Below are 13,271 nucleotides of genomic sequence, written 5' to 3'. Positions count from 1 at the left end.
GGTTCAGCTAACCAAGGCCGCGCCCAGGTGCGCGACCAAATCGCCGCGCTGCCCGACGACGACGTCGGTGAGCCCGAGCCAGCCGGCCATCGACTGCAGCTGCGCGGCGAGGGGCCCGGCCACCTGTACCGGGTCGCGACCGCTCTCGGTGAATGCCCCGATGACCTGCAGAGCACCTGCAGCCCGGTCTGCCTTGAGGTCGACGCGGCCGACGAGATGACCGTCGAGAAGGAACGGCCAGACGTAGTAGCCGAACTGGCGCTTGGGTTGCGGCGTGTAGATCTCGATGCGGTAGTGGAAGCCGCCGAACAGCCGCTCCACGCGGGGCCGGAAGAAGATCAACGGGTCGAACGGACACAGCAGGGCGGTCCCCCGGTCCCGACGCGGGATGGTCTGGCCAGCACGCAGATAGGCCGGCGCGGACCACCCGTCGACGTCGACCTGTTCGATGTCCCCCGCCGCCAGCAGATCGGCGATGGCCGGCTTGACCTGACGGGCGCCGAGCCGGAAGTAGTCGCGAAGGTCGGCCTCCGTGGCGACACCCAGCGCGGTGGCGGCGCGCAACGTCAACTCGCGGATCGCCTCGGCTTCGCCGACCTGACGATCGACCACATCAGCGGGCAGAACGCGCTCGGTGAGGTCGTAGTGCCTGGCGAAGCCGACGCGGGTGGCGGTGGTCAGCACACCGGACGACCAGAGTGCCTCGGCGACCCACTTGGTGTCACTGCGGTCCCACCACGGACCTTTGCGGCCGCGCGGCTCCGATTCCAGATACGCCTCGATCTGTCCCGCTGTCGCCGGACCCAGTTCACCCACGGCGGCCACGATGTCGTCGGCGAGTTTGGTGTTCTTCTTGACGATCTCGGTGCCCCACCGGCCGTGCGCGTACTCCCGCATCCGCCAGCGCAGCAGCGGCCAGTCGTCCACAGCCATCAGCGCGGCCTCGTGGGCCCAGTACTCCACGAGCAGCCGTGGCGATCTCGTCGAGTGACTCCATGCGGCGCGGTCGAGGATGTCGCGGTCGTACGGGCCGAGGCGGCTGAACACCGGCGCATAGTGCGCCCGCACCGAGACCGAGACCGAGTCCAGTTGCAGCACCTGCAGCCTGGCGATCAGCCGTTTCAGATGTGCGCGTGAGACGACGCCGGTCGGCTTCGGCTCGTGAAAACCCTGCGCCGCGACCGCTACCCGCCGCGCCTGCGCAGCCGTCAGTCTGATCGCCACGACGTCATCGTGCCTGACGGCACCGACACGTCACCGAGCGGGCGTTCCCGTCAGGCGCGCTTATAGCTGTAGAACCGATACCGCAGCCCCGACGAACTGTCCTGCCACTGCCCTTCGGTGCCGACCCATGCCTCGTCCAGGAGCGGCGCCAGCGCGTCGTCGTCCTCCCTGCGTACGTCGATGTCCACCTCGGTGACCTCGCATCGGGTCGCCAGCGGCGCTGCCAGTCCGTAGATCTGCGAGCCGCCGATCACCCACGCATCATCGAGCGGGGCGTCCTCGATCGACGTGACGACCTCCGCCCCCTCGGCCGTGTAGTCCGCCTGTCGGGTGACCACGACATTTCGTCGTCCCGGCAGCGGGCGGAACTTCTCAGGCAGCGATTCCCACGTCATCCGGCCCATGATCACGGTGTGGCCCATGGTGAGTTCTTTGAAGCGGACCATGTCCTCGGGTACGTGCCAGGGAATCCCGTTGTCCCGACCGATCACGCCGGAGCTTGATTGCGCCCAGATCATTCCAAGGTTCGACGGCATACTCATACGGCGACCGGCGCCTTGATGGCCGGATGGGGGTCATAGTTGTTGATGACGACGTCCTCATAGGTGTAGTCGAAGATCGAATCACGGGGCGACAGAACAAGTTCCGGATATGGGCGCGGGTCACGCGAGAGCTGCTCGGTGACCTGCTCGACGTGGTTGTCATAGATGTGACAGTCCCCGCCGGTCCAGACGAACTCCCCCACCCCGAGGCCGGCCTGGGCCGCCATCATGTGGGTGAGCAAGGCGTAGCTGGCAATGTTGAACGGCACGCCCAGGAACAGGTCGGCGCTGCGTTGGTACAGCTGGCAGCTCAGCCTCCCCTCGGCCACGTAGAACTGGAAGAAGGCGTGGCACGGGGGCAACGCCATCTGCGGAATCTCGCCCACATTCCAGGCCGAGACGATGTTGCGCCGCGAGTCGGGATCGCTCCTGAGCAGGTCGAGCGCCGCACTGATCTGATCGATGTGCTCACCGGACGGCGTCGGCCACGAGCGCCATTGCACACCGTAGATCGGGCCGAGATCCCCTGTCGGAGAGGCCCATTCGTCCCAGATGGTGACTCCACGCTCCTGCAGCCACCGGACATTCGAGTCGCCGCGCAGGAACCACAGCAGCTCATAGATGATCGATTTGGTGTGCACCTTTTTGGTGGTGAGCAGCGGGAATCCGGCGTTCAGGTCGTAGCGCAGCTGATGGCCGAACAGGCTGCGGGTGCCTGTGCCGGTGCGGTCGGATTTGGTGATCCCGGTGTCGAGCACCAGACGCAGCAGATCCTCGTAGGGAGTGGCGATCGGCACGCGCTTAGCTTACGTGCAGCGGACCGGAGTAGAACGGATCCCATGCCGAGGATCACCGACACCGTCACAACGCCCGATGGCTCCTGCCCGGTCAGCCTGCACACTCCCGAAGGTGACGGCCCCTGGCCCGGTGTCGTCATGTATCCCGACGCCGGCGGCGTCCGCCCGACGTTCCGCGACATGGCCGACACGCTCGCCGGCCACGGATACGCAGTCCTGCTTCCCGACGTCTACTACCGCGACGGCGACTGGGCGCCGTTCTCGATGGACACGGTCTTCACCGACGAGGACGAGCGCAAGCGCCTGTTCGGGATGATCTCGAAGGTGACCCCGGAGATCATGACGTCCGACGCGACCGCGTTCTTCGACTACCTCGCGGCGCGTCCGGATGTGAACGGTGAATCGTTCGGCACCACCGGTTACTGCATGGGCGGGCGGACGTCCCTGGTGGTGGCCGGGCGGGTTCCGGAGCGGGTCGCCGCGGCGATGTCGTTTCACGGCGGCGGTCTGGTCACCGACGATGCCGACAGCCCACATCTGCGCGCCGGTCAGATGCGGGCCGCGGTCTATGTGGGCGCTGCGCAGGACGACAAGTCCTTCACAACGGAGGACGGTGAGGCGCTGGACGAGGCACTCACCGCGGCGGGCGTCGAGCACGCCATCGAGTGGTACTCCGCGCATCACGGGTTCGCGGTGCCCGACAACGGGCCCTACGACCAGGCAGCCGCGACTCGGCACTGGGAGGCGATGAAGTCGTTCTTCGGCGCTCACCTAGTCTGAGCGGCGTGTACGACCAGAGTTTCAGCGAATCGGCATTCGGCGAGCAGGGCCGACGGATCGACCCCGTCCTGGCACGGAGTTGGCTGCTGGTCAACGGCGCTCAGTACGACCGGTTCCTGCCCGCGACGAACTCCCGCGCCGACATCGTGATCCTCGACATCGAGGACGCGGTGGCGCCCAAGGACAAGGCGGCCGCCCGCGCCAACGTCACCCGCTGGCTCGGGGACGGCAACACCGACTGGGTGCGGGTCAACGGCTTCGGGACCGAGTGGTGGGCCGGCGACCTCGCGATGCTCTCCGGCACATCCGTCGGTGGGGTGATGCTCGCGATGGTCGAGTCGGTCGACCATGTGACCGAGACGGCGAAGCGGCTCCCGGACGTGCCGATCGTGGCGCTGGTGGAGACCGCACGGGGATTGGAACGGATCACCGAGATCGCGTCGGCGAAGGGCACGTTCCGCCTTGCGTTCGGGATCGGCGACTTCCGCAGGGACACCGGGTTCGGCGACAACCCGACCACACTGGCCTATGCCCGGTCGCGCTTCACGATTGCGGCGAAGGCCGCGCACCTGCCGAGTGCGATCGACGGTCCGACAGTCGGATCCAGCGCGCTGCGCCTGAGCGAGGCCACCGCGGTGTCCGCCGAATTCGGCATGACTGGAAAGATCTGCCTCACCCCCGACCAGTGCCCGACCGTCAACGAGGGACTTTCCCCGTCGGTGGAGGAAATCACCTGGGCCAAAGAGTTTTTCGTCGAATACGAGCGAGACGGCGGTGAGATCCGCAACGGCTCGGACCTACCGCGCATCGCGCGGGCGAACAAGATCCTGGATCTGGCCCGCGCCTACGGAATCGAGCCGTCGGACTTCGACGACGTCGACGGCCCCGCCCATGTCCCGGCGCCGTCGGACACCTACCACTACTGATCCGCGGCTCGACTGCGGGACAGATAGGTCGCCACCGCGCGCAGGGCACCGCGGCCGGCGTAGATGCCTGCCAGCACGGTGAGAATGATCAGCACGACGAACATCAGGAGCCAGTTCGCACGGCTGTGCTCCACGTTCCACCAGATGATGGTGAAGAGGATCGCGCAGATGAACACCACGATGTCGCGCCAATTGCCCTCGTAGGACATGGCCAGTTGCTTGATCTCACGGCTCTTGTCGACGCCGGCGATCAGGTCGTCGATGCGCATGTCGATGACTCGCTGCAGTTCGGCACGGCGCTCCACCTGGTCTGCAGGCAGACGTTCCAGCAGTTCCATGTCCTTGACGATCGCCGCGCGCACATCGGGCGTCCGCAGGTTGCCCGCTGCCATTCCCAGTAGGGCGCCACCGGCTATCGGCGCACCGGCGAGGGCGAACTCCGCGATACCCGGCATCAGACTCCCCTGTTCGTCATTCCATCAACTGCGCGGCGACCGTCGCACCGAGATTCCAGCACGATTCCAGGTCGTCCTTGGTCGGTTTACCGGACACGATGACGGTCTGGGCGACCGGTTCCCACCCGAGACCACCGGTGATTCCGGCGAGTGCGCGTTGAGCCCCCTCGGTGCCCTCGTTGCCATGCAGCCAGACGCCGAAGGGCCTTCCCTTCGTCGCGTCCAGCAGTTGGTAGTAGCTCTGATCGAACGCGTGCTTGAGGGCCCCGCTGACATACCCCAGGTTCACGGGCGAACCGAGAAGATAGCCATCGGCCTCCAGCATCTCGACCGGGGACACGGTGAGCGCCGGCCGCCGCAGCACCTCGACCCCGGTGATGTCAGGGTCGGTGGCGCCGGACACCACCGCGTCGAACATCTCATGACAGTGCGGGGACGGGGTGTGGTGCACGATGAGCAGACGCTTGCTCATCGTGCCGACTCCTCCATCAGCATCGCCTTCTTCATCGTCTCTCTGGCGCGACCCCGGTCGCCGGCATAGTCGTACGCGCGCGCCAGTCGGTACCAGCGCAGCCAGTTGTCGGGATCGGCTTCCAGTTCGGCCCGCACCGTTTCGAACAGCGCGTCGGCCGCGCCGCGCTCGAATCGTCCCGAACGCCGCCGCGGCAGCTCGCTGACGTCGAGCTCCATCCCTTTCTCACGGGCGAGACGGGCCAGACGTTGATGCGCGAGACCGGCTCTCAGCGTGGCGACCATGGCCCATGCGCCGATGGCGGGGAGCAGCAGAATCGCCAGCCCAAGACCGATCGGTGCGACCTCGCCCGACCTGATGAGAATCTGTGCGGCGCGGCCGAGAAACACGAAGTACACGACGAGCGCGACGCACATGAAGCCGATCAGCAGCTGGATGCGCAGTGTGCGCGCTCCCGCACTCATGTCAGGTCGAGCAGCGGTTCGATGCCGACCGTGAGTCCCGGGTGCTCGCCGATCTTGCGGACTGCGAGCAGCACGCCGGGCACGAAGGAGCTGCGATCGATGCTGTCGTGGCGGATGGTCAGCGTCTCGCCCTGAGTTCCGAAGAGGACTTCCTGATGTGCGACCAGACCGGCCAGCCGGATCGAATGCACCGGGATGCCGTCGACATCCGCGCCCCGGGCGCCCTCCAGGCCGGTGCTCGTCGCATCAGGGTTGGGCGGCATGCCTTTTCGCGCCTCGGCGATGAGTTTCGCCGTGCGTGCCGCGGTGCCCGACGGAGCGTCCGCCTTGTGCGGATGGTGCAGTTCGATGACCTCGACGGACTCAAAGTACTTGGCCGCCCGCTGTGCGAAATGCATGGACAGCACCGCGCCGATGGCGAAGTTCGGGGCAATGAGCACCGACACCCCGGGCGAGGCGGCGAGCCAGTCCTCGACTTGGGCCAGCCGCTCGTCGGTGAATCCTGTGGTTCCGACGACCGCGTGAATCCCGTTGTCGATCAGGAACTTCAGGTTGTCCATGACGACGCTGGGATGGGTGAAGTCGATGACGACGTCGGTCTTCGTGTCGACGAGGGCCGACAACGCATCCCCAGCGTCGATGCCGATGGTGAAGGTGAGGTCGTCGGCGGCTTCCACGCCGTCGACCATTGTTGCGCCCACTTTGCCCTTCGCGCCCAGCACTCCGACTCGCATGGGCTTACCCTAGCGTTCACTCCGGGCGACGAGATGTGGAGCCGATTGGCACCGCGGCCCCCGGGATCGAGACCTCTGAATTTTCTTCTGTCACTGGGGTTTCTGTGGTCACGGGGGTGCCCTGGTGTCACAGGGTGTGTCGGTTGATCGAACTAGTGTTCGATGTATGGATGGGGTGTCGGAGGCGGTCGCGACCATCGGCGAGCAGCTCGCGGTGCTGTCGAAGGCCTGCGACGAGCTGTCCCACCGCGAACTGATCAGCCTGCTGGCACAGGTGAACGCGGTGGTGCGTGCGGTGCCCGCGTTGGAGTACCGGGTGTTGGCGCGCCTGACCGGGGAGACCGAGCCGTGCCGGTTGGGCGAGAAAACCTGGCCCGCGGTCCTGACGACAGCGCTGCGGATCACCAGCGCCGAGGCCAAACGCCGCATTGCCCGAGCGAAAGTGTTGGGCCCACGCCGGAGCTTCACCGGCGAGCCGTTGCCGCCGCTGTGGGAATCCACTGCTGCCACCCAAGCCCGCGGGGAACTCGATGTCGAGCATCTTGAGGTCATCGAGCGCTTCCACAAAGCGTTGCCCTCCTGGGTCGATGTCGACACCCGCGCCGCGGCCGATGCTCAGCTGGCTGAGCTTGCGGCAGGGCTGGATCCCGACAACCTCGATGCCGCCGCGCGACGGTTGCTGGCGTGTATCGATCAGGACGGACCGCCACCCCAGGAGCGCGAACGTGCCCAGGCCGCCAAGCGTGGTGTGCGAGTCGGGCCACAGCAGCCCGACGGAACCGCCGCCATCTCGGGCTGGATGACCGCCGAAGCCCTGGCCATCTGGGACGCGATCTTCGCCAAAGAAGCCGCCCCCGGCCACAACAACGCCGACAGCCCGCAGGGCCCCGACACCCGCACCGCGGCCCAACGCCACCACGACGCCTTCCTCGCGATCGGGCGCCGAGTGCTGGAATCCGGAGACCTCGGCACCCACAACGGCCTCCCCGTCACCGTCATCGTGTCCACCACCCTGCAGGAGCTGGAAAAAGGCGCCGGGGTCGCGGTCACCGGCGGCGGCTCGCTACTGCCGATGCCCGACCTGATCCGGATGGCCGCCCCGGCCCATCACTACCTCTACATCTACGACCAACACACCGGCCAATCGTTGTATCTGGCCCGGACGAAACGGCTCGCCAGTGCGGCGCAGCGCATCGTGCTGCACGCCCGCGACCGCGGCTGCACCCGCCCCGGCTGCACCGCACCCGGCTACTGGTGTCAAGCCCACAGAGAGAATGGGGCGTCACTCGTTGCGGCGGCCTGACTCACAAGCTCATTGACGCCGACGGCTGTCCTTGCGTGGATTGTCGACCGGCGTAGCGGGTGACGCGTTCGACGTCACCGACGGACGGCTGTGACTTCATAGGAGCTTGCGCCACAAGCCCCCATCTCTGTTCTGTCCAACCGTCGACGCCGGTGACGCCACCTATCCACCGGTAACAGAGGACGGCAGGAACCAGCATGACAACTCAAGCAGATCTGCGCCAGATCGTGGCTGGAGTCGACACCCATAAACAGACCCATCACGCCGCTGTGCTTGACGCCAACACCGGACGACTGCTCGCAGACAACGAGTTCCCCGCCACGGCAGCCGGCTATCGACAATTGGCATCGTGGGTTGATACCTACGGCTCTCTGATCAAGGCCGGATTGGAAGGAACCGGCTCCTACGGCGCCGGCCTGCAGCGCCATCTCCAGTCCCAGGGCGTCACGGTGATCGAGGTGTCACGACCAAACCGTCAGGAACGCCGCAAGCGGGGAAAGTCTGATCCGATCGACGCCATCAACGCCGCGCGAGCAGTGCTGAGTGAATCAGCGGCCACGACCCCCAAGTTCCGCGACGGCTACGTCGAAGCCGTGCGCCAGATCCGCACGACGCGCCGCGGCGCCGTCAAAGCGCGCAGGTCGGCATTGAATCAACTGCACGGGCTGTTGTGGGGCGCCCCCGAGGAGCTGCGCGCCAAACTGTCCGGCTACGACCGAGCAGCTCTGGTAACCCGCTGCGCACGGCTACGCACCCCCACAGGTGCCGCGCTCGACGATCCCTCAATCACCGTGCGCCGGATGCTACGTCGCATAGCTAAGCGCATCCAAATGCTCGACGAGGAGATCGCCGATGCCAACCAAGAACTTGATGGCCTACTCACCGTGCACACGCCAAACCTGTTAGCAGTAACCGGTGTTGGAACCGAGGCTGCGGGCCAAATCCTCACCACGGCCGGCCAGAATCTCAACCGCATCAAGTCTGAAGCATCACTGGCCCGACTGTGCGGAGTCGCTCCCATCCCCGCCAGCAGCGGCAACACCACACGGCATCGACTCCACCGCGGCGGAGACCGCGACGCCAACAGTTCCATCCACCTCGTCGTCATCTCCAGACTGCGCTGGCACCAACCCACCAAGGACTATCTCGACCGCCGAACACGCGAAGGTAAAACCAAGAAAGAGATCATTCGCTGCCTTAAACGCGCAGTCGTCCGCGAGCTCTACCGAGCACTTCAAGCAGACCTCAACCCACAACGACAGCTACTTGACGCTGCATAGGAGCATCCACGCCGTCACCGACTGGACCGACGGCGGACACACCAACGTCGACGACATGACCCTGGCGTGTCCCCAAGACCACCGCATGCTCGACACCACCGCATGGCGCACCCGCAAAAACACCACAAACCAGACCGAATGGCTCCCACCCCCGGAACTTGATACCGGCCAGCACCGGGTCAACGGCTACCACCACCCCGAGCGATACCTCCTACCCAAAGACCACGAAGGCGAAGACGACGGGCCCTAGCCGGCACTAATCTCGGCGTATGAGCTGCACACGTGGGCGGTCGTCGATCCTCGCCGTCACTGCCGTAGGAACACTGCTGAGCGGGGTTCTGTCTGCAGCGCCCGCCATCGCCGCGCCGATGTACGGCAGTAACGGCGTGTTCGGCGTGACCACGCAGCCACGAGACGGATGGGCCACCACCTTCATCCCGCCGGGCCGATACCGGGTCGATCAGTCCCCCAGCATGCAGCCGTACCAGAGCCCGTCGGGAATGTGGTTGCGGTGCAGCAATTTTCCGTGCGGCGGAACCTTTCCCGGCAATATCATCGCCACCGGCGCCGCACTGCGCGATGCGCCGACCTTCGTGGACATCCTCCCTACCGATGTGGCGGTCTCGCTGCTCAACGTGACGCTGACGCCCGCCTGAGAGCTAGAGCGGCGAGGCGCCGCGCAGATGCTCGAAGATCAGTGAGGTCTGCGTACCGGCGACATCCGCGTCGGCGTTGAGGTTCTCCACCACGAACGAGCGCAGGTCGTCGGTGTCCCGCGCCGCCACGTGGAGGATGAAGTCGTCGGCGCCGGCGAGGAAATAGACGTCCATCACCTGAGGCTTGCGGCGGATGGTCTGGATGAAGTTGCGGATCTTGCCGCGCGCATTGAACTGCAGGTTGACCGAGATCATCGCCTGCAGGTTCAGCCCGATCGCCGCCGGATCGATATCGGCGTAGAACCCGCGGATGACGCCGAGGTCCTGCAGACGCCGCACTCGGCCGTGGCAGGTCGACGGTGCGATACCGACCAATTCGGCAAGAGCGCTGTTGGACATCCGGGCGTCGTCGTGCAGCGCGGTCAGGATGCGGCGATCGACGTCGTCGATGGCCGGCCGAACATCCTTCGGGCGCGCAGCTGCCACTCCCCCGGAGTTCGTCACTTGTTCCGTCATTCCGCCAACTTAGCGAATTATCGTCATAGTCATTGCCATCTTTTCGCTGTTTCTTCACTATTTATAGCTATCCAGTCCATCCCGGGGATCAGTCCCCAAACCGAGGAGCGATCATGCGCGTCGGCATCCCGACCGAGATCAAGAACAACGAGTTCCGTGTTGCGATCACGCCGTCCGGCGTTGCCGAGTTGGTCCAACGCGGTCACGACGTGCTGATCCAGTCCGGGGCCGGCGAGGGATCCGCCATCGCCGATGCCGACTTCAAGCGCGCCGGCGCCCAGATGGTCAATTCCGCCGACGAGGTGTGGGCCGAAGCCGAGCTGCTGCTGAAGGTCAAGGAACCGATCGAGGCCGAGTACTCGCGGATGCGTAAGGGGCAGACGTTGTTCACGTACCTGCACCTGGCCGCCTCCAAGCCGTGCACCGACGCGCTGATGGAATCCGGCACCACCTCGATCGCTTACGAAACCGTGCAGACCGCCGACGGTGCGCTGCCACTGCTCGCGCCGATGAGCGAAGTCGCGGGACGTCTGTCGGCCCAGGTCGGCGCTTACCACCTGATGCGCAGCCACGGCGGTCGCGGCGTGTTGATGGGCGGTGTCCCCGGGGTCGCTCCGGCCGAGGTCGTCGTCATCGGCGGTGGTGTGGCCGGCTACAACGCCGCCCGCATCGCCAAGGGCATGGGTGCCCATGTCAACGTCTTCGACGTCAACGTGAACACGCTGCGCAAGATCGACAACGAGTTCAACGGCAGCATCGAGACCCGCTACTCGTCGACGCTCGACCTCGAAGACGCGGTCAAGGAAGCCGACCTGGTGATCGGTGCCGTGCTGGTGCCCGGCGCCAAGGCGCCCAAGCTCGTTACCAATTCGACTGTCGCAGCGATGAAGTCGGGCGCGGTGCTGGTCGACATCGCGATCGACCAGGGCGGCTGCTTCGAGGACTCCCGGCCCACCACGCACGACGACCCGACCTTCACCGTGCACGACACGGTCTTCTACTGCGTGGCCAACATGCCCGGCGCGGTGCCGAGGACGTCGACCTACGCGCTGACCAACGCCACCATGCCGTATGTGCTCAAGCTCGCCGCCAAGGGCTGGAAGGCCGCCTGCCAGAGCGACCCCGCGCTGGCGAAAGGCCTGTCCACGCACGAGGGTGCACTGCTGTCCGAGCAGGTGGCCACCGACCTCGACCTGCCGTTCACCGATCCGGCTGCCGTGCTGGCCTGACGCGGCCGCTACGACACCTCCCCGTCGACGTACAACCACCGACGGGCTCGCACAGCGAACCGGGACAGCTCATGCAGCGTCCCGGTTCGTTGGCTCTCGCGGTAAAGCGCCCGGAATTCGACGTCACCCTCCGCGTCGCCGTCGAGGCCCCCGACGCACCGGACGATCTCCAGACCGGTCCACTGCACCTGCGGATCGATGTCGACGCTCTCCGGGCGTGTCCGGGGATGCCAGGTCCGCCACAGGTAGTCGGCATCACCGACCGCGAAGGCGCTGTAGCGCGACCTCATGAGCTGTTCGGCGGTCTGCGCCTGCGCCGCGCCGAGGTGAAGCGGCAGGCAGCAGACACCGAACTCGTCACCGCTGCCGCACGGGCAGTCTCCTGATCGCACAGCCAGAGTGTGCCCCACTTGACGGGTGTCAAGTATTCTGTGGGGCATGTTTGCCCTCACTGACACGCTCCCGACCGTGCCGACCACCACAGCCGAAGCCTTGGAGTTGTTCGATTCCTGCCCGGCTGTCGAGCCGGATTTCATGATCGGCACCTGGCACGGGGCGGAACTCCCCACCGGCCACCCTCTCGACGGCATGCTGGAAGCCAGCGGCTGGTGGGGCAAGCGTTTCCGCGACAGCGAGTCGGTGGACCCGCTGCTCTTCCCGACCGGTGACGGCACCGCGCTGTGGGCGCTCAACCCAGCGCTCGCTTTCGCGGGGCTCGGCGTGGCCACGAAGGTCCCGGGCCTCAAGAGCCGGCGGTTCACCGGCGCCATCGCAGCGCTCAAGCCCGTGCTCAACGCGCGCGGACCCAAAGCCCGGCTGCGCACCACCCGCTTCCGTGGCGTGGACACCGCGACGATGATCTACGACCAGCTGCCGATCAACGACGTGTTCCGTCAGATCGACGATGCCACCGTGCTCGGCGCGATGGACCTGCGCGGCATCAAGGCGCCGTACTTCTTTGCGCTGCAACGCGACAACTCACTGCGGCTGGTCTAGCTCCGCCAGCACCAGCGAGGCCACTTCACCGATCAGGGGGCGCAGGCTGGGCGCGTCCGGATCGTCGGTGGCCGACCTCGTCATGATCGCCAGGAGCACCCGCTGACCGGCGGGACCGTAGACGACTCCGACGTCATTGGTCGTCCCGTAGTCTCCGCTGCCGGTCTTGTCCGCGCTCGTATAGCCCGCGGGCAGCCCGGCCCGCATACTCGACGTCTGGTTGGCCAGCATCCAGTCCACCAGCTGCTGACGGCCGGCGGGCGCCAGCACATCGCCGGTGAGCACCGCGCGATATCCGCTGCCCAGTGCACGCGGCGTACTGGTGTCCCGCGGGTCACCGGGAATCGCGGTGTTCAGTTCGATTTCCCAACGGTCCAGCCGGGTTTGGTCGTCTCCGATGCTGCGCGCGAACTCGGTGATCGCCTGCGGACCGCCCAACACGCCCAGTAGCCCGTTCGCGGCAGCGTTGTCGCTCTGCTGCACCGCGGCCTGGCACAGCTCGGCCACGGTCATCGTCGTACCCACCCGCGGCTCCGTCACCGGAGAATGGGGCCGAATGTCTCCGGCCTCGATGGCGACCGGGTCGTTGAGTGTCAGCTGGCCACGTTGCGCTCGTTGCAGGATCGCCGCGGCGGCGTACGCCTTGAAGGTCGAGCACATCGCCAAGCGTTCGGTGTCGCGGTAGCTAAGGCTGTTCTGCGTGTTCAGATCGACTGCGTACAGCCCGATCTGGGCATTGTGCCGACGCCCCAGCGCTGCGATGCGCTCGTCGATGGCGGGTAGTGGTTGCGCGGGATCAGCCAGCACGGTCTGTGGCGAACACGCGGTCACCGCGACCAGCGACAGTCCACCGAGCAGTACGTGCCTACGGGATAGTTCTGTCATCACCTGCGAGGC

The 13,271-nt window shown here is 66.2% G+C and carries 17 protein-coding genes and 1 pseudogene; 8 read left to right on the top strand and 10 right to left on the bottom strand.

Annotated features, from left to right (window positions below):
- Positions 1-3: 3 nt before the first annotated feature.
- From EL337_RS11055 to EL337_RS11045, 3 genes are read right to left on the bottom strand one after another with little or no spacing between them, the layout of a single operon-like run.
- Positions 4-1,218, bottom strand: coding sequence for a winged helix-turn-helix domain-containing protein (locus tag EL337_RS11055; protein ID WP_048634756.1), 1,215 nt, complete (start codon positions 1,216-1,218; stop codon positions 4-6).
- 56 nt (positions 1,219-1,274) lie between these two features.
- On the bottom strand, positions 1,275-1,760 hold the full coding sequence (locus EL337_RS11050; RefSeq protein WP_048634696.1) for a dihydrofolate reductase: 486 nt from the start codon (positions 1,758-1,760) through the stop codon (positions 1,275-1,277).
- A 2-nt stretch (positions 1,761-1,762) separates the two neighbouring features.
- Entirely contained in the window at positions 1,763-2,563 is an 801-nt protein-coding gene (locus EL337_RS11045) for a thymidylate synthase (protein WP_048634695.1), read from the bottom strand.
- Between the two features lie 42 nt (positions 2,564-2,605).
- Here EL337_RS11045 and EL337_RS11040 point away from each other — a divergent pair, with 42 nt between their 5' ends.
- Both EL337_RS11040 and EL337_RS11035 read left to right on the top strand, forming a co-directional pair.
- Positions 2,606-3,343: a dienelactone hydrolase family protein gene (locus tag EL337_RS11040; protein ID WP_048634694.1), complete on the top strand. Its 738-nt coding sequence runs from the start codon at positions 2,606-2,608 to the stop codon at positions 3,341-3,343.
- A 5-nt stretch (positions 3,344-3,348) separates the two neighbouring features.
- Positions 3,349-4,269, top strand: coding sequence for an HpcH/HpaI aldolase/citrate lyase family protein (locus EL337_RS11035; protein ID WP_048634693.1), 921 nt, complete (start codon positions 3,349-3,351; stop codon positions 4,267-4,269).
- On the opposite strand, the gene EL337_RS11030 is transcribed toward EL337_RS11035, so the two are convergent.
- From EL337_RS11030 to dapB, 4 genes are read right to left on the bottom strand one after another with little or no spacing between them, the layout of a single operon-like run.
- Positions 4,263-4,724: a hypothetical protein gene (locus EL337_RS11030; RefSeq protein WP_048634692.1), complete on the bottom strand. Its 462-nt coding sequence runs from the start codon at positions 4,722-4,724 to the stop codon at positions 4,263-4,265. The two genes, EL337_RS11035 and EL337_RS11030, sit on opposite strands and share 7 nt — an antisense overlap.
- A 16-nt stretch (positions 4,725-4,740) precedes the next feature.
- The gene (locus EL337_RS11025; protein ID WP_048634691.1) at positions 4,741-5,196 is read right to left on the bottom strand and encodes a flavodoxin family protein; all 456 of its coding nucleotides are present in this window, start codon (positions 5,194-5,196) and stop codon (positions 4,741-4,743) included.
- On the bottom strand, positions 5,193-5,660 hold the full coding sequence (locus EL337_RS11020; protein ID WP_048634690.1) for a hypothetical protein: 468 nt from the start codon (positions 5,658-5,660) through the stop codon (positions 5,193-5,195). Before EL337_RS11020 ends, EL337_RS11025 begins: the two co-directional genes overlap by 4 nt.
- Positions 5,657-6,394: a 4-hydroxy-tetrahydrodipicolinate reductase gene (dapB, locus tag EL337_RS11015; protein ID WP_048634689.1), complete on the bottom strand. Its 738-nt coding sequence runs from the start codon at positions 6,392-6,394 to the stop codon at positions 5,657-5,659. The genes EL337_RS11020 and dapB overlap by 4 nt, the downstream gene beginning before the upstream one ends.
- Positions 6,395-6,560: 166 nt before the next feature.
- Here dapB and EL337_RS11010 point away from each other — a divergent pair, with 166 nt between their 5' ends.
- From EL337_RS11010 to EL337_RS10995, 4 genes and pseudogenes are all read left to right on the top strand, one after another.
- Positions 6,561-7,697 (top strand): 13E12 repeat family protein, encoded by a 1,137-nt coding sequence (locus tag EL337_RS11010; RefSeq protein ID WP_083443245.1) that lies wholly within the window; start codon positions 6,561-6,563, stop codon positions 7,695-7,697.
- A 197-nt stretch (positions 7,698-7,894) separates the two neighbouring features.
- On the top strand, positions 7,895-8,977 hold the full coding sequence (locus EL337_RS11005) for an IS110 family RNA-guided transposase (RefSeq protein WP_048634688.1): 1,083 nt from the start codon (positions 7,895-7,897) through the stop codon (positions 8,975-8,977).
- Between the two features lie 7 nt (positions 8,978-8,984).
- A pseudogene (locus EL337_RS11000) lies at positions 8,985-9,227 on the top strand (HNH endonuclease signature motif containing protein); the annotation flags it as partial.
- A 19-nt stretch (positions 9,228-9,246) separates the two neighbouring features.
- Complete coding sequence (locus EL337_RS10995; RefSeq protein ID WP_048634686.1) at positions 9,247-9,633, top strand: hypothetical protein; 387 nt, start codon at positions 9,247-9,249, stop codon at positions 9,631-9,633.
- A gap of 3 nt (positions 9,634-9,636) precedes the next feature.
- Here EL337_RS10995 and EL337_RS10990 read toward each other — a convergent pair whose 3' ends face one another.
- A complete protein-coding gene (locus tag EL337_RS10990) occupies positions 9,637-10,149 on the bottom strand; it encodes an HTH-type transcriptional regulator AldR (protein WP_048634685.1) in 513 nt (170 codons plus the stop codon).
- 113 nt (positions 10,150-10,262) lie between these two features.
- Here EL337_RS10990 and ald point away from each other — a divergent pair, with 113 nt between their 5' ends.
- Positions 10,263-11,378, top strand: coding sequence for an alanine dehydrogenase (gene ald, locus EL337_RS10985; protein WP_048634684.1), 1,116 nt, complete (start codon positions 10,263-10,265; stop codon positions 11,376-11,378).
- Positions 11,379-11,386: 8 nt separating this feature from the next.
- Here ald and EL337_RS10980 read toward each other — a convergent pair whose 3' ends face one another.
- Positions 11,387-11,770, bottom strand: a complete 384-nt coding sequence (locus tag EL337_RS10980; RefSeq protein WP_048634683.1) for a YchJ family protein — start codon at positions 11,768-11,770, stop codon at positions 11,387-11,389.
- A 46-nt stretch (positions 11,771-11,816) separates the two neighbouring features.
- Here EL337_RS10980 and EL337_RS10975 point away from each other — a divergent pair, with 46 nt between their 5' ends.
- Positions 11,817-12,374 carry a DUF4334 domain-containing protein gene (locus EL337_RS10975; RefSeq protein ID WP_048634682.1) on the top strand — a complete coding sequence of 186 codons (558 nt, stop codon included), beginning with the start codon at positions 11,817-11,819 and terminating at the stop codon, positions 12,372-12,374.
- Here the strand turns inward: EL337_RS10975 and bla are convergent.
- Complete coding sequence (gene bla, locus EL337_RS10970) at positions 12,357-13,259, bottom strand: class A beta-lactamase (protein WP_048634681.1); 903 nt, start codon at positions 13,257-13,259, stop codon at positions 12,357-12,359. The two genes, EL337_RS10975 and bla, sit on opposite strands and share 18 nt — an antisense overlap.
- Between the last annotated feature and the right edge of the window lie 12 nt (positions 13,260-13,271).

Source organism: Mycolicibacterium aurum (assembly GCF_900637195.1).
GTDB lineage: Bacteria > Actinomycetota > Actinomycetes > Mycobacteriales > Mycobacteriaceae > Mycobacterium > Mycobacterium aurum.
This window is presented reverse-complemented; position numbering and strand designations above follow the sequence as displayed.

What these genes read in the sequence shown, in the direction of transcription:
- EL337_RS11010 (WP_083443245.1), top strand. Translation starts at nt 6,561, where the DNA reads ATGGATGGGGTGTCGGAGGCGGTCGCGACCATCGGCGAGCAGCTCGCG.
- ald (WP_048634684.1), top strand. Translation starts at nt 10,263, where the DNA reads ATGCGCGTCGGCATCCCGACCGAGATCAAGAACAACGAGTTCCGTGTT.
- EL337_RS10990 (WP_048634685.1), bottom strand. Translation starts at nt 10,149, where the DNA reads ATGACGGAACAAGTGACGAACTCCGGGGGAGTGGCAGCTGCGCGCCCG.
- EL337_RS11050 (WP_048634696.1), bottom strand. Translation starts at nt 1,760, where the DNA reads ATGCCGTCGAACCTTGGAATGATCTGGGCGCAATCAAGCTCCGGCGTG.
- dapB (WP_048634689.1), bottom strand. Translation starts at nt 6,394, where the DNA reads ATGCGAGTCGGAGTGCTGGGCGCGAAGGGCAAAGTGGGCGCAACAATG.
- EL337_RS11005 (WP_048634688.1), top strand. Translation starts at nt 7,895, where the DNA reads ATGACAACTCAAGCAGATCTGCGCCAGATCGTGGCTGGAGTCGACACC.
- EL337_RS10975 (WP_048634682.1), top strand. Translation starts at nt 11,817, where the DNA reads ATGTTTGCCCTCACTGACACGCTCCCGACCGTGCCGACCACCACAGCC.
- EL337_RS11025 (WP_048634691.1), bottom strand. Translation starts at nt 5,196, where the DNA reads ATGAGCAAGCGTCTGCTCATCGTGCACCACACCCCGTCCCCGCACTGT.
- EL337_RS11040 (WP_048634694.1), top strand. Translation starts at nt 2,606, where the DNA reads ATGCCGAGGATCACCGACACCGTCACAACGCCCGATGGCTCCTGCCCG.
- EL337_RS11020 (WP_048634690.1), bottom strand. Translation starts at nt 5,660, where the DNA reads ATGAGTGCGGGAGCGCGCACACTGCGCATCCAGCTGCTGATCGGCTTC.
- bla (WP_048634681.1), bottom strand. Translation starts at nt 13,259, where the DNA reads ATGACAGAACTATCCCGTAGGCACGTACTGCTCGGTGGACTGTCGCTG.
- EL337_RS10995 (WP_048634686.1), top strand. Translation starts at nt 9,247, where the DNA reads ATGAGCTGCACACGTGGGCGGTCGTCGATCCTCGCCGTCACTGCCGTA.
- EL337_RS11030 (WP_048634692.1), bottom strand. Translation starts at nt 4,724, where the DNA reads ATGCCGGGTATCGCGGAGTTCGCCCTCGCCGGTGCGCCGATAGCCGGT.